Origin of the sequence: Flavivirga jejuensis, from assembly GCF_030540765.1 — a bacterium.
GTDB classification, from domain to species: Bacteria; Bacteroidota; Bacteroidia; order Flavobacteriales; family Flavobacteriaceae; genus Flavivirga; species Flavivirga jejuensis.
The window spans coordinates 60,559-78,832 of the sequence record NZ_JAUOEL010000011.1; the positions used below are offsets into that span (position 1 = coordinate 60,559).

Genomic DNA, 18,274 nt, shown 5'->3' on the forward strand with positions numbered 1-18,274 from the left:
TTGTTTCTATTTATGAAATTTTTGAGAAGCTTGATGAATTAAACGAAAAGAGTATTTTTTATTTAATTATGGTGCAATTTTTACATTATATAGCTATCAAAGCATTTCTTTTTTTAGTAGACAACTAATGTATGATTTAGGTTTTGACCCCAAGGGCATGATACCAAGATTAAGAAGGTAAGAAAAAAACATGAATTTGCCAGAAGATTTTAAAACGTTGCATAATAACATTTTGGATGATTTCAGAAAATTTGGTATAGAAAATTTTGAAGACCCTAAACTTCCAATTTATGAAGATAGCTTAGTTCGTACTATTGGCAAATTAATTAATTTTCCGCATAGAGTTAATTATTTTCCGTAGTATAATAGATTAGTTGATACTAAATAAAAAGTTTTTTGTATATCCGTAAATACCCCTAATTTAATTAAAATTTTATATCATTGCTGTCCACTTAAAACAAATTGATAGACAGTTGTTTATATTCTAGTTCATTGACATTATTGTAATCTATATTTTTAAACAACTCATTTAGAGGCGTTTTGTCTAGTAATGATATTCCTAGAATCTGTAATATTTCGTAGGTTGATCGATTAATTTTCAACTCTTGAGCTACTATTGCCACTAAACAATAAGTGCTAATTGCTGTATAAATTTGTATTCGAACTGCATTTTCCGAGATTCCCCAAAAGGATTTGATTTTTAGATGTTGTTTCATCCATTTGAAAAACAATTCTATTTGCCAGCGCTTTTTGTAAAGCAAAGCAATATCTTCTGCGGTAGCCTCTATATTATTGGTCAGAAACACAAATGTTCTTTTATTTTCGCTATCATAGTATTTGATTCGTCGAAGCTTATCAGGATAGTTTTTGGATGTGTAAAACCCAGATAATTTCCCTGTCTGGTCACACAACACACCTTTAGTCTTGTCTACCTTGGCAGAATAGATTCGATTAAATTTCATGTTCATTTTAGCTCTAATGACGAAGTAAGCTTCACAATTTGTAATTTTGAAAAGCCGCCCAAAGTCGAGATAGCCCCTATCAAAAACATAAAAAGCCCCAACTTCGTAAACCAACTCATCCATAGCTTTTACATCATGAGTGTTGGCAGGAGTAATATGTACAAAGCTTGGTATTTGAGTCTGAACATCAAAAAGTGTATGCAACTTGATTCCGCCTTTAGCTTTTCTAAATTTAGCCCACCAAAAGACATTTAAGCACAGATCTATTGTAGAAGAATCAAAAGCATAAATTTTTTGATGTTCAGTATCAAAATTTTGATCGGAAAACTTAACCTTTGTTATAGCTATTAAGTGATACGCAAACTCTTCAAAAATTCTATAATCACGTTTTTGATTTGCCTTGGCTAAATTACTCCTTGTAACTTTTTTGCCAATTCCTAAATGGTAGGATTTCTTATGGTGTGCCTCTAAAGTAACCACTAGATCTCGCAAACTCTCTCGGTTTGTCAATTGTCCAAAGAGCATACAAAGCAATTGGTTCCAGCAAGTAAAGTGACGGATATATTTATTCCCACCGTATTTGTTAACGATACCATCAAAGGTACGCTTTGGTAAAAAACTCAAGATTTGAGCGAATACATATTTGCCTTGATTCATAAATGACGAATTAAATTCGACGAACCTAGGCAATTCAAATCGACACGCAGCCAAAAACACTATAATCTATAGATTATCAATAATTTCAAAGAACATTTAATTATTTATAGTGGACACTAGTGATTTTATATATTTAATTGATTTTAATATAGTTATATATGGATATATTTTCTTTTGGGGTACGCTTTACCGATGAACGTAGTTGCAGGTTGCATTTTAGGGAACAACAGGATGATCAGCAGGGTGTTGTTTGCCATCGATGCGAAGGTACGAATCACTATTGGCTTAAAAACAAGTGGAGCTATCAATGTAAGAGTTGCAAAGCAAGAATATCTTTGCGTAGCGGTACTATTATGGAGAGTTCCAAACTATCCTTTATGATTTGGTACTAAACAATATTTTTATTGAGTACTACCAAAAAAGGTTTTTCCAGCAAAGAGATTCAGCGTCAACTAGGTTTGAAGCGGTATGAGCCAGTCTGGGCGATGGTTCATAAGCTTCGTAAAGCAATGGGACAGCGTGCAACCGTTACACTCTTGAGGGAATGATAGAAGCCGACGAAGGGTATTTCTCAATAGAGGCATCTACCTATGAACATAAAACACAAAAAGCAGGTCGTGGCAGTAAGACAAAGAACAATGTGATGATAATGACCGAGAGTTCTATTTTAGAGAATATAGATACAGGAAAAGTTGAACGTCAGGCCAGATACTTTAAAGCGAAGGTTCTTATAGATTATAAAATGGAAGGAACAGACCAAACGCTACAACTAGCAATAGCTAATGATGATTCTATAGTTTTCACAGATAAGAGTATCTCCTATGTGAATATTGCCAACTATGTAGATATACATATTAGCGAAAAGTCAAACGAGCAAACAACAAAAGAAACCTTAAAATGGGTACATATTGCCATAAGCAATGCTAAACGGAATTTTGTGGGTACATACCACAAGATTAAAGCTAAATATCTACAACTTTAATTAAATGAGTTCATTTATAAGCTCAATAGAAGGACTTTGGTGAAAGAATTTTCGATAGACTAGTAATAGCTAGTATTACAGCTAGTGGACACTAAACGGATATACAAAAAAGTTTTTTAGTACATGACAAAATTATCAAATACTTTTTATATGTCTGGTCGAGCGCAGTCGAAACCTTATTTTTATTAATAATTTTAATTTAAAAACCTCTCGACTGCGCTCGAGGAGATACAATATAAAGCCTTGTTAAGTAGTTGCTTATAATGGTTTTTGCTTTTTTGTCATGTACTTAGAAAAAGTTTATTGAAAAGGAGTTTATAGAATCTGATTTTAAATGTAATTTTTATGATTTATTGAAAATACTTTTAAGAGATAAGGATATATTGAACGAAACCGAAGAAGCGGTAACAAATTATTACAGTATTAGGCTGTTTAAGATTAAAAGAGTGGAGAGGTTAATCTTGTCTTAGTTATTTTTTTGTTCCATGTTCTGTGGGATTTTATTCAGAAATTTGAATTCAAATAAAAAGAATAAATCAATTTTCGATAATCCAGAAGCATTTAATGATTGAATACCCAAAAAAGCCGTACAGGAGTTTTTTAACTACGGCAATACAAAAATGTCAACTTTCGCTACAGATTATAATGTCAAGACTTCTAAAGTTGGCAAACGTGTTTTTTATAGATATTCAGATATTATGAGGTTAATCAATGAAAATATAAAAAGCTCTAAAAAGGTAAATAAAAATTGAATGTCTGGTTGACAGACTGTGTCGTAATTTAAAAATATGCTCATTAAATTTTGATTAAGAAATTTAATGAGCATATTTTTAAATTTTTCACCAATTATTTTTAAACCACATTAAAATCATCTTTGATGATGCTCTTTATGTTGTTGTTGTTGTTGTTGTTGTTGTTGTTGTTGTTGTTGTTGTTGTTGTTGTTGTTGTTGTGACAACATCAGTGTCCTCCATTATTTTTGTCTTGTCCTGAAATAGGTTTACACAAAAGTGTAACAAAATGGAAAGATATTCAAAGACATCATCATCAAAATGGCAATCTAGATATAGTGAAGAATTTAAGCGATTTGTTTGTAACGAATTTTTAACAGGCTCCTTTACTCGAAGGGAAATCGAGACGAAATAATACCATATTGGGAATTCTCGGATTACTTATTGACTAAGAGAATTAGGATATGATTATTCAAAATCAGGTATTGTCCCTTTACCCCCAATGGGAGGTCGTTCAAAAAAAACATCAGACAATTCCATAGATTTAAGAAATACCCCAATCTTATCCAGAAATTCACTCCTAAAGCTCCTAATGAATTATGAGTAAGTGATATAACATACTGGGAGATTAAGGATCATTTTGGTTATATAAGTTTTGTTACTGATGCTTACTCCAAAAAAATAGTTGGGTATCATTTAGTTGATAGTTTATACACCTCTGAGATAATTCAGGCATTACAAATGGCAATATTAAATCTCTCAGTAGGTATTGATAGTAAATCACAACTTGTACATCACTCAGATAGAAGAACATAATACTGTAGTAATGAGTATGTGAAGTTATTACAATCCAACAATATATCAATTAGCATGACCGAAATGGAGATCCTGCTCAAAGCGGGATTAGTTCGACTTATGACTTTGAGTGCACCTTACAGGCTTCTTAAAATCGAGTCTCACTAACAAATCCTTCTAAGACAACTATTTATCCGTAAAAAGTAAATTTTATCCCGCACCTTTGTATTGTTAATGAATAAGTCTCTAATAAATAATTATGAAAATTAATAGTAAATATAAAAACATCTTATTAGAATTTATTTGTTTCCTGTATATACTTCTATTTATATATGCTGCATTGAGTAAATTACTAGTTTTAGACGAATTCAAGATTCAGATAGGACAATCACCTATGTTCACATCTTTTGCAGGAATTATGGGCTGGGTCATACCATGTCTCGAAATCCTGATCGCTTTACTTTTAATTATCCCTCGATTTAAACTCCTAGGGTTATTTGCTTCCTTTAACCTCATGGTCATGTTCACAGCATATATTTTTGTTATTTTAAATTTTAGTGATAACGTTCCCTGTTCTTGTGGTGGCGTTATCGAAAAACTGGGCTGGACGGAACATTTGATTTTTAATATCGTTTTTGTAATTCTGGCAGCTATAGGCATCCTCATCATAAATGGACAAAAAAATCACACAACCCTTAAATACGCTTCCTCATGACCTCTAAAAAACTTTACAAATCTCTTTTGTTCTGTACTATTGGCAGTATAGGGTTTATAGCTATCCTGTTTGCCATTACAAATAAGAAGACACAGCGAGACATGAGCTTTAAACGTGGGTTCCTTTATAATGCTCCTGAGAAAATCCATGAGCTCAATCTTGGATATAATAGGTTTTATATTGCTGGAGCTGCCGAAGGAAAGGTTTACCTTAGCAATTCAAAGGCTCCTTTATATCTCCTAGCTGTTGATACAGCACTCCAAAACAAACAGGAAATTCGCTTAACCACGGATCGGGATAGCTTTTTACTTCGTTCCCCACAAGTACAGGTAACCCCTCCCTATTTCTTTTTAATGGACGGCACCGTCCCCTACATTTTTAGAGGTAGCACCAAGGACTGGAAAGGACATTCCATGCTAAAAACCCCGCTTTATTTTAACTATGCTCAAGCAATGGACTCTGTTACTTTGGCAGTACGCGCCTTCAGTAATAAAACCGAGGAATTTACCCTGGGTAGTATAACGCTTTCAGATTCTGCATCCATAACGCTTTCTCATAAACTTTTACAAAAACAAGTTGATGGTATTTTTGATGTTGATGGAACGCTTCAATACAACCAGCAACAACGGCAATTGATATATACCTATCGTTATCGCAACCAATATATTGTTGCTAATGATAATCTGCAACTACAGTTGCTTGGAAAGACTATAGACACCATTAGCCAAGCCCAAATACAGGTAGGCACCATTTCTTCTAAAAACCAAAAAAAAATGGCTATTCCTCCCTTAAGCGTTAACAAATTTTGCGCAACCTATGCAAACTATCTTTTTGTAAATTCTAAAATACTGGGAAGAACGGAGTCTTTATTTTTATGGGAAAAATCATCAATTATTGATGTCTATCACATAGCGGAAAATCGTTATATGTTTAGCTTTTATGTGGCCGATATCGGAGAAAAGAAACTAAGATCATTTAAAGTCTTAAACAATAAGTTTATAGGACTCATTGGGAACCATATTGTTATCTACCAACTAGACAAACGTCTTAAGGAAGCTCTACCTATTAGCACTACAGCCCAAAACCTAAAAAAAACAAATACCGAAATGTCGGTCAAACATACTGCAGTCAGGGTCAAGACCGAAAACCTGTAAAATAGAGTAGGTCATTAATTTTTAAATATCTATATTATGAAAACAAATTTTTTAAAAATCGTTTTACCAGCTTTTGCTTTAATGATAGCCATTACTGCTTCACTTGCATTTACAGCTGATGCAGATGAAATTACAACAGATTACAATGTATGGACCCAAGATGTACCTGGCGTAGATACAAATTGTACATTAGTCGTGGATTATGATTATAGCTTTCCTAATCCTCTTAATACAATTGATTGTAATCCTGATGACATTCTACATCCAGTTTGTACTGTAAATTCAAAGTCAGCTTTTTATAGAACTGGAATAGCAGAAACAGGACCATGTAATATTGCTTTGTATAAAGACACTCCATAATCTTTTATTTAATTAGGAAAAGGTACCTTAAAGGTACCTTTTCTTTTATATTGTGTTATCATTTTATAACAAAAGTCAAGAAACAATATAACAAATACTAAATGGCACCTACTATTTTAAATCCAAGTACTTACGCACAAGTGGTTCCAAACTAGCACCTCGTGCATTTCTATTTACAATAACACCATCTTTATTTAACAACCATACTGTTGGTAAAGCCTTGATTTTATACAAAGCGTGATAACTTACCGAAACATTATCCCCGCCATCTAAAAACTGTGGCCAGTTGGCCTTGTTTTTTTTAAGAATCTCAAATATCTGGTCTTTGGCTCCATCTCCATCAGCAACAATGCCAACAACCTCAAAACCTTGATTTTTATACTTATCATACAAAGCTCTTATATGAGGCATTTCTTTTATACAAGGCGCACAATAAGTAGCCCAAAAGTCTATAAGCACCACTTTGCCTCTCATGTCTGCTAAATTTACTTTACTACCATCCATAGCAGTAAACGCCATCTCTAGAGGTTTGGTATAATCGACTTCTTTTAATGTTTCTATAGCAGTTACGTTATCCTTTGCCATTTTATGTAAAGTTCTTATACCCAGCATATCCGCCTGAAGATGATCGCTACCCGTCGTTTTATAAAAATAGTTCCAATACACTTCTTGGGTAGTTTCGGAAAAAACACCTATTAGGTTCAATATATTTTGAACACGTGTAGCTACTATATTCAGTTTAGCGTACTTACTGACATGATTTTCTAACATCGAGCGCATAGGTTCCCAAAACTGCACCTCAAAACGGTTCCAATACGCTTTCTCCGCCTTGTCTTTTGTCAAACCGCTATTTAATTTCAAAAGATCGTGAAACTTCCGTGAAATTAACTGAAATTCAACTGTTTCTTTATACTCTAAACTCGCATTAGAATTAAGCATACTTGACACCATGGAGTCACCCATTTGTCGCCACTGCTCCATAGCCTCTATATCTACTGGTAGTAATCGTATCAAACGTCTGTCCTTACGAGATGTATCCTTTATAAGCTGCTTAATACTATCCGAAATGTTATCAGGTAAAAAATAAGGTCTTGTACTAACACCAAAAAACTCAAATAAAAAAGCGAAGTTGCTACCTTGATCATCTCGATACTTGCTCCAAAATGCTTTTGCCAAACGTGAACTCTCTTTAAACACGCTATCCTCATATTTCCGCATTTCTAAAAAACCCAAATCACATGCTTTCTTATACCCTTTATACCCCATACCTCCTTTAGCTAGCATTAATGCTTTCAAGTCTCTATTAACCTCTGTTACACGGTTCTTAATATCGGTCTGCTTTTCTTGAGCATGTATATTAATAATTATACTAGCAAACACGAGTAATAGTATTTCTAATCTTGACCGCTTTACTTTATTATGTTTTTCTTTTATATTCATATTGGTATTATTTGTTTAAACATTTATGAGTTTATATAATTTGATGATAATCCCTGGTTATATTATTTCTAGCCAGTTATAAACAACTCTTTTTCTTTTTAATTTAAATTCAGATCGACGAATTAAAAACTAATAATCAGACATTTAACAAGAAATCTTTATCATTCCGATGTGGTTGCTGAATGGAGTCGAAGTAAACGAGGAGTCTACTTGTCATGTTTTGACTTGATAAATCGGCAGACAGGAAATCTCATCATCATATTGAGATGTCTCGAAAGTTACTCTGAGCAAAGTCGAAAGGCTCACATTTCGTTCTGTCATACATGACAAATAACTATTTTTCAAATGATTAATTTAATTATTCAATGGTAATGACAACATTTACTTCCTTACTAACCGGTGGATAACATATATAATCATTACAGGCTTGATATACAATATTGGCCTTGATCACCCGCAGGTCTTGAGATCTATTTTTTTCTACCAAAAACCTTTGAGACATCCTTATACCATTACCATGATACATGTCAAAAAAACTATTAGGGTCTGGTAATTTCAGTTCTTCTATTTTTTTTATACCCTCAGGCACCTTAAAAGTCACTTTTGTGGGGATTTTGCCTTGAGATATATTCATATCAATAGGTGCATAAACATACCATTCAGGTTTTATGTTAAACACCGTTGTAATAGAAAATGGTTTTCCCACTTCTACAATTTCCGGAGATTCCATGGTATAACTTACAGGATCAGCAGACGTTTCTTGTGCCAAAGCCCCTATTATCGTTATACTTAACAACAACCCATATAAAACTATTACTTGAACTTTATAAACCATAGTTAAATTATTTTAATTATTATTTTTACATCTTAATACTTATTGTTTTTTTATCTATTCCTTCGTATCATAAAATTACTGAAGGCTTGTTACCTGAATTTTTTAAATGTCCTCGTACCTCTTGTCTTTTTTTTTAAATAAATAAGGGATAAACCCTGAACCTTATAATAATTAGGTATCGACTCAAGGGGCGAGGTATTGGTATTTAACCTAGATTCCACTAAAAAAGAGGGATTAGTTCACTTGTAATTTTCAGTTTCACTAATAATCCACTCTATTTGCTAACCAGCTCTCTTTTTCTAAAAATCATGAGCGAATTATTTCTTAACTTTTCCCTAGCACTGGTTGATCCCTCTACCTAATGACAGATTCTCTAGAAATATCCGCTGGTGTCTTATCGATTTAATTGTTATCGCACAAGCATCTTAATTTTTCCCTCTGCACCTCCCGAGTTCGATAGCTATCGAGATGACTCCTACTTAACGACAAACAAGTTCACTAAAATGACCCTCTCTCGACGCTAGCTGACTCCTTCATTAAAAAGATATCCCATACCTTTTTTTACGTTCGATCCTTTTTAACGCTCGGGATTCTCTATTTTCTTCCAAGCATTACATAAACATACCCAACATGAGCCAAATTTTTATACTCTTCTTGTCCATAATAATGCTTAATAATTCTTTGCTCACCCATATATGTTTTATTATACACTTCATCACCCAAACCTAACCTTTTTTGATGCTCATTACTTGCCTTTATTTGCTGTGCAATCTTCTCTTTTTTTCTGTCCGAAAAATAGGCTGGATTCTTTTTGCTAACCCCTGTTTCGCTCTCCCAACTCCATGATACTCTATGGTTAAACGCTCCATCTATGATAATAATACTGGTGCCTATCAACAAATCGTTTACCCCGTCGCTGTTCCAATCGGCAACACATATATTAAGCCAACTGCCCGGAAAAGCCTTACCATTATTTTTTGCTGTAAACAAGGGAATACCCACTTCAAATTGTAATGAATCTCTTCCATCTGCAACATAGTCAGGTTGTAAACCTTTGAAAAAAGTAACCGCTAAACTCCCTTTTTTTTGGTAAGCATCAGTCATTAAAATATCCAAAATACCATCCCTGTCCCAGTCTACTACGTAAGGCACTACACTGGAATTGGATTTTAGTTGGTTTCCTTTCACATCAAACAGCAAGGTTCTTTTACCAAATTCAGGAGTCGATTTTGTTCCAATATTTTCACAAAAGCGTAAAGCAGCACCTCCCAATATCATATCCTGATCACCATCCCCGTCAAAATCGCCAAAGTCTGCTGAAGAAGCCACCCAATAGTTCCAGCTTTCAGGCTCTGTAATTGGCAATGATAGGTTATTAGTGCCATCTATTTTAGGGTCGTAGTGCTCCTTGAGTTTAACTTCCGGAAGAAAACCCTTTTTACTACTACCTCTAAACCAACTTATATAACCAGGGCAATATTGACCTGATAACAAATCTATAAAACCATCCCCATTCAAATCTTTAAAACGGGGCATAAACGGAAAACAACAGGATGTATTAATAGACAAGGGCGCGCCAGTACTTTCTTTTAAGTCATTTACTTCCCAAGCGTATGTATAATCATCATTAAATTCTGGGATGGTATCACTCCCGTTGTTTTGATATATCCGTATCAGGTTTCCAATATTTAATCCCATTTTCAGGCCACTCGTATATTCCCCTATAAGTAAATCCTTTTTACCATCACTATTCCAATCATAAACCGCCGGAGCCGCCCAGCCATATCCCTCCCCACACACAGGCACAGAATTACCCATAATTAATTGAGGGTTCTCCAATTTAGGAGCTCCAGGAATACTAGACTGGATGAGTTCTGGAAAATCATTAGCTGTCCTTGTGTCGTTTACATAGGTCAAATGGATGTTATCTTTTTCTTTTGTTGATTGTGCGAAACTTTGAAGTATTAAAGCACAAAACATTAAATGGGTTACTAAGATTGTTTTTTTCATTTGATATTTCTTTTTTCATTCCCGCGAAGGCGGGAATCTTTTAATTTTTATTAATCTACTTTTATCATTCTACCCCCTTATTAAATGCAGGAGATTGATTAAGAGTAATTATATTTTGGTTGTTAATGTTAAGGTCACCTTCATGAGATCCCTGTCTCCGCAGGGATTAATACCCATCATTCTGGGGTAACAGGTTTGGGTTTAATAAAATTTGAGACTCTGGGATAGGAAATAAAATATCTGTATCTCTCCACCCTGGCTTAATAGGTGCCAATACCTCAGTTGCCTTTTCTCTTCTTTTTAAATCTACCCAACGATGCCCCCATTCTGTAAATAGTTCCACAAATCGTTCTTTTAAAATAGCGTCTACTAACGCATCAGTTGTTGAAGCCCCAGTATTACCTAGCCCTGCCCGGTTTCTAATGACATTTAAATCAGCCTGCGCTTCTGGTATCTCTCCAAGTTTAGCTCTGGCCTCTGCGCGAATTAAATATTGTTCTGCCAGTCGAAAAGCAATCAAATACTCTACGGACTCCGGTGGTGTAGCAATGGGTTCTTTGTATTTATAAGCATAATGAAATCCAAGTGTTGTACGTTTTACCCAATTTATGTATCGTAAATCATCTATGGATTCAAATGCATTCACAACCGAGGTACTTAAGTAGGGCTTAAAACCAGGGAAATCCTTAAAAATAAAAGCAGATGCCTGTCCGTTGTTACCCCCTACTTCAGAAGGTTTAAACTGCCATATGGTTCCAGAAGCATTTTTTAAAAATACCTTGGATACATCTGGTTCCAACACAAACTGATCGATAACTTTGGATGCCATATTTTTGGCATCCTCCCATTGATCCGTATACAAATATACCCTAGCGAGAAAAGCCTGCACTGTGGCATCATACACCCGAATACGCTTTTCTCCAAGCGTTGAAACATCTTCGCCCAATAGTACTAATGCTTCTTTTAAATCCTCAATAATATGGTCATAAACTATATCTACCGACATACGAGACACTCTATTATTTGCGATATGGTCTGTAGTGCGGATATAAGGTATTGCCCCAAAGAGTTGAACCAATGTATTGTGTGCATAGGCTCTGATAAATAAAGCTTCACCTTTTAATTGCGTTTTATCCTCAGGACTCAAACCAGATGAGCTTTCGACCCCTTCTATAACTGCATTGGTTGCAAAAACAGTATTATAATATCCCCCCCACAAGCTGTTCACTATCAAGTTTGATGCTATAATACTATGATCATGGAAGAACGATTGTTCACTAGAAAATTGATTTAGTTCATCGGCATATAATCCCATATCAACAGCAGGAATTCCGCTTCTGGTTGCCCTTAGGTAAAGATCACGCACCGCTGCCGTAGCCGTACCCAAATCATCAAAGACCGCTTCCTTAATCAGTTGATCTTTGGGCAATTCTATATCTACGAAATCATCACAGCTTGTTAAAGCAGTAATTACAACAAATAACCCTAAGTATTTTACAAGACCGTTAATATTTGTAAATCCATTTATTAAAAGAGCCTTCTCAAATAAAACTGATTTCATATTATTATATTTTTATATATTAAATTGATGATGATACGCTTAAAATGTAACATCAAGTCCTAAAGTAAACTGTCGTAATGGTGGTAGGGTTCGAGCCCCTGGCACCTCAGGGTCTACACCATCGTAGTCTGTAATTATAAATAGGTTTTGCCCTTGAAAATAGACATTAACACCTAGCCCCTTGGTAATTTCTTTAGGAAGCTGATAAGCTAATGACAGACTTCTTAAACGAATAAAAGAAGCATCAGAAATAACCGCATTACTAAACACATATCTATCCGTGGTATTCAAAGCTTCAGAGTTAATTACAAAATAACGCTGAATCGGGCTTTGATCCCCAGGCTGTTGCCAGCGGTCTAAAATACTTATTGGCATATTTTGGTTTACATTGCCTAGGTTTAAAAGACCAGCTCTTAAATGATTTACAGCATTTTGCTTTGTAAACTGAAAGAACACATTCAATTGTAAATTTTTATAACTAAAGATGTTGCCTAAACCTCCAGTAAATTTTGGCGTATAATCTACAACCAACTGATTATCATCACCATCTATTGTTCCATCATTATTATAATCTTCAAACTCCCATAAGCCCGTCTCCGAATTAACCCCTAAAAAATGATATAACTGTTGGATACCTATCGGCTTTCCTATTTTAAGCGAACTAGCATAAGGGGAGTCTTCCAAGCCCGGAAAGGATACCAGTTTGTTTCTATTAGCAGAGATATTAAAGGTCGTGTTCCATTTAAAAGCATTGCCCTCAATGTTTTTAGTCCGTATATCCAGCTCAACGCCCATATTTTGTACCACCGCATCAAAGTTGTCATCGAAATTTGAAAACCCAGTAGTTAAGGACAATGGAACACTAATAAGCTGATTGGAAGATCGGTTACGATACCAAGCTGTGGTCATAAAAACACGATCCTTAAAAAAACCGAGTTCTAAAGCAATTTCCTGTTTTATATTGGTTCCCCAAGCTAAATCGGGATTAAACAACCTTACGGGCCCTAAACTACTACCGTTATAGGTAACACCTGAAGACCTATAGGCATCGTAAAAAACATAATCTCCAACATTATCAGATCCCGTAAGCCCATAACTCCCACGAAGTTTACCAAAACTTAAAAGCGCATGGTCTTTAAGAAAATTTTCCTCTGAAAATAGCCAAGATGCTCCAATAGCACCGAATATCCCAAATTGTTTACCAGAGCCAAATCGTGAAGAACCATCGCGACGCCCAGTTAAATTAAAAATATATTTATCCTTTACATTAATATTAAGTCGCCCAAAAACGGCATGATATTTATACTGTGACTCTGTATCCACTATAATCTCTCTTGTTTCGGCCGCTGTTAAACTATGAAGCAGGTCATCACTAGGAAAATTGCTCGCATTTAAATATAATTGTTGTTTGATATTCTGCTGAAATGTTGTTCCTAAAAGTACTTTAAATCGGGTATCCTGCCATTGGTGTTCCCAATTGATTTGTGGCTCGATAATCCAGGAGCGATCGCTCCCTCTATTGGTTGAAATAGATGAAGTGCTACTATCTTGACCCTCAGTGGTATTAGGATCTCTACCTGATCTGGGATTGGTAGTATAAGCCTCTAAATGGTTTTGGGTATGCCCCAGATTCGTTTTAAGCTCCAAGGATGGGATTGGACGGAAAGACAGTGTGGTATTAGCAATAAGACTATAGCTTGCCAAATTATACGCTTGCTTTGTAAATGCTAGAGGGTTTCCCCAAGTGCCGTTTTCCCAGTTTAGATTACCTTGATCATCATAAAGTGCAGGCGCATTTGGCGCTAAAGTAACAGCTCGGTTCGTTAAATCTTGAGTAGGCAAATCATTCGTATCCGATCCGTAATTAGCGGAAGTACTCAATTTAAAACGCGCATCTTTTGATTTATGATTCAAACTAACATGTACCGAAACGTTTTTATAGGTAAGGTCTCCCGGAAATACATTTCCCGTACTCGAATGCATCCCACTCAATAAAAACTGTGTACTTTCACTACCTCCAGAAAAAGACAATTGTGCGCTCTGCCTAAAGGCGGTACCACCTAACAGTACTTTTTGCCAATTGGTATAACGGTTCGGATCCCATGCGTATAGATCCGGATTATTACCTTCAAAATTTTCATCAGTATCTAATATGGTTTCCAAGGTATAACCATCGTTTTTAAGCGCTTCTATTCGCATGTCCAGATATTGCTCGGTATTCATTAAATCATCAAAACGCGTGACTTTGCCTATACCTGCGGTTACATTAGCCTTTATTTGTGTTTTTCCAACCCGTCCCTTTTTTGTGGTAATCAATACCACGCCATTGGCTCCTCTGGAGCCATAAATAGCTGTAGCGTCAGCATCCTTAAGTACTTCTATGCTTTTTATATTTGCTGGATTTATCGTGTTTAAAGGACTCACCCCAAAATTAGTATGGATATTAGCAGAGATATCACGCTCTGTTAAGGTATTAGAACTATACGGTACTCCATCAATAATATATAAGGGATTATTACGTTCGGTAGCAATGTTTGGTCCTCCTGTATTTGGTAATAAATCCAAAAAATTAGATCCCCGAATTCTAATACGGAAATTCCCACCCGAAACTCCCGTATTTTGGGTAATTTGAACGCCCGATAAATGTCCTTGCATAGCAGCCAATGGGTTGCTTACTGGTTGTTTTTCTATATCCTTAGCTGCTATCTTACTAATACTACCAGTACGTTCCCGCTCTGAGGTATTATAATAACCAGCATTAATAACTACCTCATCCAAAGTACTGACACTTTCTTTAAGACTTATATTAATAGTACTTTGATTGCTCACTGTTATTTCCCTGGTTTCAAAACCCATTGAAGAAAATACTAATACATGAGTTGGGTCTGCTGGTACTGTTATGGTATAATGGCCATCCAAATCAGACACCACACCTTTTGATGTTCCCTTTATATAAACAGTTACACCTACTAACGGAAGACCAGTTGCTTCTTCGGTAACCGTTCCTGAAACCCGAAGCTGTTGTTTTATATGCTTGGTTTCCGATGTTAATAAAATGGTATTGTTGGCTCCAAAAACAACGTTAATAGTACCACTTGGAATACTCATATTCAGTAGCTTGCTCAATCTAATAGTTCCTTTTTTAAGTTTTATTTTTGGAATCCCCGTAAATAAATCCTGATGATACACAAACATATAATCGGTTTGCTTTTTAATGATGCTAAAAACCTCATTTATAGCAATTTTTTTATCGACATCAATAACTATCTTATTATTTTGAGATAGGACATGTTTAGGTACTAAACCAAAGATTGCAGTGCAAAATAAAAATACAAAAGTCCTCATCATAATCTTAAAAAAAAGCTGACCTGAAACATCATGTTTTAATGTATTTGTCATATCGGGTGTCATTTGGCTTCGCTCTATGCGTAGCATAAATACTGTTAAAACACTATCATTGTTTTTCAGACAAGTGTTTTGACTAGGCATAAATGGACACACTTTTAAAATTTTCAGGTACCTCGCATTAGATAATTTAATTTCCTTAAATTTACAGATCATTGGTTAATTATTTTTTAATTAATCAGAATTTATGGAGGAAATCACAGTTTTATACTTTCGACGGTTGGAACTGTTTTCCTCCTTGATGAAGCCCTAATTTGGGAATCACGCAAAAGCGTGAGTGCTCAAATTGGATGGCTGAATTGAATCCCACCCCTTTGGCAGAATCTCGTTTACTTATTATTTATCATCCTGAATTTTCAGTTTTTATAAACACTTTTTCATTCCCTTTCATCATTTCTTCACAATCGTCCTAGTCTTCACACCAGAGTCCATATGGATCTGTAAAAAATAAAAACCTTTTGAAAAATGGCCAACATCAATACTTTCTTGCTTGCTTTGTAGTACTCGTTGTCCTAAATTATTATAGACGTCTATAGACTTAAAATCTGAAACGTTTTTAATAGTTAATTTGTCTTCTACTGGATTTGGATAGACCCTTACTTTTTGAAGCTTATATTTAGCAGTCGATAATGATGAAGAATCTACCGTTAATAAATCAAACCCCATAAATATACTGCTAGACGCAGATACTATAAATGAACTCACGTTTGTCCAATTTAAATCAATAGGAGCAGATCCAGAAGCAACTCCATCCGTTATCAACACCGTTACTGGAGAAACACCATTACCATCCAGTCTAGCAAATAGATAAGTTGCACTAGGAGTAAACTCAGAACCCAAAGGTAGAATGGAGAGTACATTAACCGATTGATTAAATGTAAAAGTAAAAGAATCAGAAGTACCAGCAACGTATGTCCCCGATGAGCCATTAAATTCAGGCCAAAGAGCAATCCCAGCACCAGTATTATTATTAGTAAGCGTTACGGTAATATCTCCAATTGTTTCCGAGATAGAATCCCCTCCCAAATCTTCGGCTGTTTCCCATCCAAAGGTAATTTGTGCATGAGTTAGACCTGTAAAAATTAGCGCAAGCACTAAAAATAAAATCGTGTTTTTTTTCATTATTAGAGTATTTAATTTGTTAATATATTATCGCAGCAAACTCTCTTATTGAATAAAAATGATAAGCACTTTTTTTGTTCTATTAGCTATCTATTTAATAAATTAATATTTTTTTGCCATCAATAAAACCAGCACTCTTAATAACTATAGAACAGCTTCAATACTAATATGCTTTTATTCAAAACTCCAAAAGTTTTCATCTTTAAGGTTAGTGATTTCCATAACATACTTACTGAATAGCATCTTCATAATCCATTTATAACCATAACTTCAAAACTAAACCTATCAACTTTTTATAAAATTTTATTACAAAAATCAACCATATTTATATTATTAGTCTTAAATATTTAGAGAAATGCGTTTTTTTTAAGTGTTTTCATTTTAATAGTTTGAATAACTTTAAACAATCTTAGTTTTTATGATTCTACTTTCATATAAATCAATTTAGATTTTATATTTTTTTCCGTTGTTTTTTACAACATGTCTAAAACATGATGCAATAACTGGGGTAAAATATTCAAGTGAGAGCTTCTTTACATGTGTGTTTGATAGTGAGATAGGCTCTTAGTTTAAACACAACAAAAAGTAAAAAGGGGGTGGTACATAAAAAAAAAAAAAACGACTTACTATCAGCAAATTACGGGTTAAAATCATTTTTTTATTATAAATGCGAATCAAGGGTTAAAATATTAAGGCAATAAAAGCTGCAGCTAACCTTCCATAAAAGCATGAAGCGTCAATCCTTTTGAAGATCTGACCTTGCTTGCTTGCTGTCTTTCTGTATATCAGATTTTTCAATAAGCCAACTAAATAATGCTTCTATGGGCTGTCTTATTTTAGAAACCGCTCTTGAATATAGATCATTGCAAGCTCTATCAAATCTCTTTAAAACATCGGTCATTCCTTTAACAGCTTTTACTGGGGTCAACATTTCAGAGTTTAATGTTTGATTCATATTTTGAAAAAAAGCAGTATCATTATATATTTTGTCCCCAAAAAATGTACGGTTTTCAATTTCAGACCAAGTGTCTTTATAGAGAGTAAGGTCGTTTACAGATGCTGGTGTGAATATAATCTGTTCTGGATGTGGCAATCTACCCGTATTGCAAAACCCCAAAGCATGCAACTTCATGCCGTAATAATACATACTTTTTGTTGAGCAATAACCTTTATCTGTGATTTCTGAGGCTATTTTTCCTGCTCGTTTTCCTGAACAAGTAATAATGGGCATGGAATCTAGTACGCTATAGTTTCTAGAGTATACTTTTGGAACAAATTCATTTAAAAGTGTTTCCACAAGAGAATTCATTACACAGGAAATCCTGTTGAGCCTATTGTTAAAGGCCTGATAGCTTCCTAGGTCTGGAAACCACTCTAGCAAATACTCCTGTGCAAATTGATGTATTTTATTCATTTTAAAAAGGCTCTAGTTTAAAATTGCGTTGAAATTAATTTTTCATATTTCAATCCAATATTTTGATATTTTTGATATGCCTTAATATCTTCGGATACTTTATTAATGAAAGCGTTTAGCTTATCATTTCT

At 34.6% G+C, this 18,274-nt stretch carries 13 protein-coding genes and 1 pseudogene; 5 read left to right on the forward strand and 9 right to left on the reverse strand.

Annotated elements, in window-relative coordinates; translation table 11 throughout:
• Nucleotides 1-190: 190 nt before the first annotated feature.
• Complete coding sequence (locus Q4Q40_RS22915) at nucleotides 191-361, forward strand: hypothetical protein (RefSeq protein WP_303304390.1); 171 nt, start codon at nucleotides 191-193, stop codon at nucleotides 359-361.
• Nucleotides 362-452: 91 nt separating this feature from the next.
• Here the strand turns inward: Q4Q40_RS22915 and Q4Q40_RS22920 are convergent, their stop codons facing one another.
• Nucleotides 453-1,619 (reverse strand): IS4 family transposase, encoded by a 1,167-nt coding sequence (locus tag Q4Q40_RS22920; RefSeq protein ID WP_303304391.1) that lies wholly within the window; start codon nucleotides 1,617-1,619, stop codon nucleotides 453-455.
• A gap of 158 nt (nucleotides 1,620-1,777) precedes the next feature.
• On the opposite strand from Q4Q40_RS22920, the pseudogene Q4Q40_RS22925 reads away from it, so the two are divergent.
• A pseudogene (locus Q4Q40_RS22925) lies at nucleotides 1,778-2,696 on the forward strand (IS1595 family transposase).
• 792 nt (nucleotides 2,697-3,488) lie between these two features.
• On the opposite strand, the gene Q4Q40_RS22930 reads toward Q4Q40_RS22925, so the two are convergent.
• Complete coding sequence (locus Q4Q40_RS22930; protein ID WP_303304392.1) at nucleotides 3,489-3,620, reverse strand: hypothetical protein; 132 nt, start codon at nucleotides 3,618-3,620, stop codon at nucleotides 3,489-3,491.
• Nucleotides 3,621-4,386: 766 nt separating this feature from the next.
• On the opposite strand from Q4Q40_RS22930, the gene Q4Q40_RS22935 reads away from it, so the two are divergent.
• The 3 genes from Q4Q40_RS22935 to Q4Q40_RS22945 are packed head-to-tail and all read left to right on the forward strand — an operon-like array spanning nucleotide 4,387 to nucleotide 6,356.
• Entirely contained in the window at nucleotides 4,387-4,842 is a 456-nt protein-coding gene (locus Q4Q40_RS22935; RefSeq protein ID WP_303304393.1) for a MauE/DoxX family redox-associated membrane protein, read from the forward strand.
• The gene (locus tag Q4Q40_RS22940; protein ID WP_303304394.1) at nucleotides 4,839-5,996 is read left to right on the forward strand and encodes a hypothetical protein; all 1,158 of its coding nucleotides are present in this window, start codon (nucleotides 4,839-4,841) and stop codon (nucleotides 5,994-5,996) included. Before Q4Q40_RS22935 ends, Q4Q40_RS22940 begins: the two co-directional genes overlap by 4 nt.
• 36 nt (nucleotides 5,997-6,032) lie before the next feature.
• Nucleotides 6,033-6,356 (forward strand): DUF6520 family protein, encoded by a 324-nt coding sequence (locus Q4Q40_RS22945; RefSeq protein WP_303304395.1) that lies wholly within the window; start codon nucleotides 6,033-6,035, stop codon nucleotides 6,354-6,356.
• A 111-nt stretch (nucleotides 6,357-6,467) separates the two neighbouring features.
• On the opposite strand, the gene Q4Q40_RS22950 is transcribed toward Q4Q40_RS22945, so the two are convergent.
• The 7 genes from Q4Q40_RS22950 to Q4Q40_RS22980 form a co-directional block, all read right to left on the reverse strand.
• Complete coding sequence (locus tag Q4Q40_RS22950) at nucleotides 6,468-7,796, reverse strand: TlpA family protein disulfide reductase (RefSeq protein WP_303304396.1); 1,329 nt, start codon at nucleotides 7,794-7,796, stop codon at nucleotides 6,468-6,470.
• 358 nt (nucleotides 7,797-8,154) lie between these two features.
• Complete coding sequence (locus Q4Q40_RS22955) at nucleotides 8,155-8,631, reverse strand: protein-disulfide reductase DsbD domain-containing protein (protein ID WP_303304397.1); 477 nt, start codon at nucleotides 8,629-8,631, stop codon at nucleotides 8,155-8,157.
• A 594-nt stretch (nucleotides 8,632-9,225) separates the two neighbouring features.
• Complete coding sequence (locus Q4Q40_RS22960) at nucleotides 9,226-10,641, reverse strand: FG-GAP-like repeat-containing protein (RefSeq protein ID WP_303304398.1); 1,416 nt, start codon at nucleotides 10,639-10,641, stop codon at nucleotides 9,226-9,228.
• Nucleotides 10,642-10,807: 166 nt separating this feature from the next.
• Entirely contained in the window at nucleotides 10,808-12,202 is a 1,395-nt protein-coding gene (locus Q4Q40_RS22965; protein WP_303304399.1) for a RagB/SusD family nutrient uptake outer membrane protein, read from the reverse strand.
• Nucleotides 12,203-12,241: 39 nt separating this feature from the next.
• Nucleotides 12,242-15,601 carry a SusC/RagA family TonB-linked outer membrane protein gene (locus Q4Q40_RS22970; RefSeq protein ID WP_303304400.1) on the reverse strand — a complete coding sequence of 1,120 codons (3,360 nt, stop codon included), beginning with the start codon at nucleotides 15,599-15,601 and terminating at the stop codon, nucleotides 12,242-12,244.
• Between the two features lie 396 nt (nucleotides 15,602-15,997).
• Nucleotides 15,998-16,729, reverse strand: a complete 732-nt coding sequence (locus Q4Q40_RS22975; RefSeq protein ID WP_303304401.1) for a T9SS type A sorting domain-containing protein — start codon at nucleotides 16,727-16,729, stop codon at nucleotides 15,998-16,000.
• A gap of 736 nt (nucleotides 16,730-17,465) precedes the next feature.
• Nucleotides 17,466-18,143 carry a transposase gene (locus Q4Q40_RS22980; protein WP_303304402.1) on the reverse strand — a complete coding sequence of 226 codons (678 nt, stop codon included), beginning with the start codon at nucleotides 18,141-18,143 and terminating at the stop codon, nucleotides 17,466-17,468.
• Nucleotides 18,144-18,274: the final 131 nt, after the last annotated feature.

Excerpts from the sequence above, each read along its gene's own strand:
- Q4Q40_RS22915 (WP_303304390.1), top strand. The coding sequence starts at position 191 with ATGAATTTGCCAGAAGATTTTAAAACGTTGCATAATAACATTTTGGAT.
- Q4Q40_RS22920 (WP_303304391.1), bottom strand. The coding sequence starts at position 1,619 with ATGAATCAAGGCAAATATGTATTCGCTCAAATCTTGAGTTTTTTACCA.
- Q4Q40_RS22935 (WP_303304393.1), top strand. The coding sequence starts at position 4,387 with ATGAAAATTAATAGTAAATATAAAAACATCTTATTAGAATTTATTTGT.
- Q4Q40_RS22940 (WP_303304394.1), top strand. The coding sequence starts at position 4,839 with ATGACCTCTAAAAAACTTTACAAATCTCTTTTGTTCTGTACTATTGGC.
- Q4Q40_RS22945 (WP_303304395.1), top strand. The coding sequence starts at position 6,033 with ATGAAAACAAATTTTTTAAAAATCGTTTTACCAGCTTTTGCTTTAATG.
- Q4Q40_RS22950 (WP_303304396.1), bottom strand. The coding sequence starts at position 7,796 with ATGAATATAAAAGAAAAACATAATAAAGTAAAGCGGTCAAGATTAGAA.
- Q4Q40_RS22955 (WP_303304397.1), bottom strand. The coding sequence starts at position 8,631 with ATGGTTTATAAAGTTCAAGTAATAGTTTTATATGGGTTGTTGTTAAGT.
- Q4Q40_RS22960 (WP_303304398.1), bottom strand. The coding sequence starts at position 10,641 with ATGAAAAAAACAATCTTAGTAACCCATTTAATGTTTTGTGCTTTAATA.
- Q4Q40_RS22965 (WP_303304399.1), bottom strand. The coding sequence starts at position 12,202 with ATGAAATCAGTTTTATTTGAGAAGGCTCTTTTAATAAATGGATTTACA.
- Q4Q40_RS22970 (WP_303304400.1), bottom strand. The coding sequence starts at position 15,601 with ATGACAAATACATTAAAACATGATGTTTCAGGTCAGCTTTTTTTTAAG.
- Q4Q40_RS22975 (WP_303304401.1), bottom strand. The coding sequence starts at position 16,729 with ATGAAAAAAAACACGATTTTATTTTTAGTGCTTGCGCTAATTTTTACA.
- Q4Q40_RS22980 (WP_303304402.1), bottom strand. The coding sequence starts at position 18,143 with ATGAATAAAATACATCAATTTGCACAGGAGTATTTGCTAGAGTGGTTT.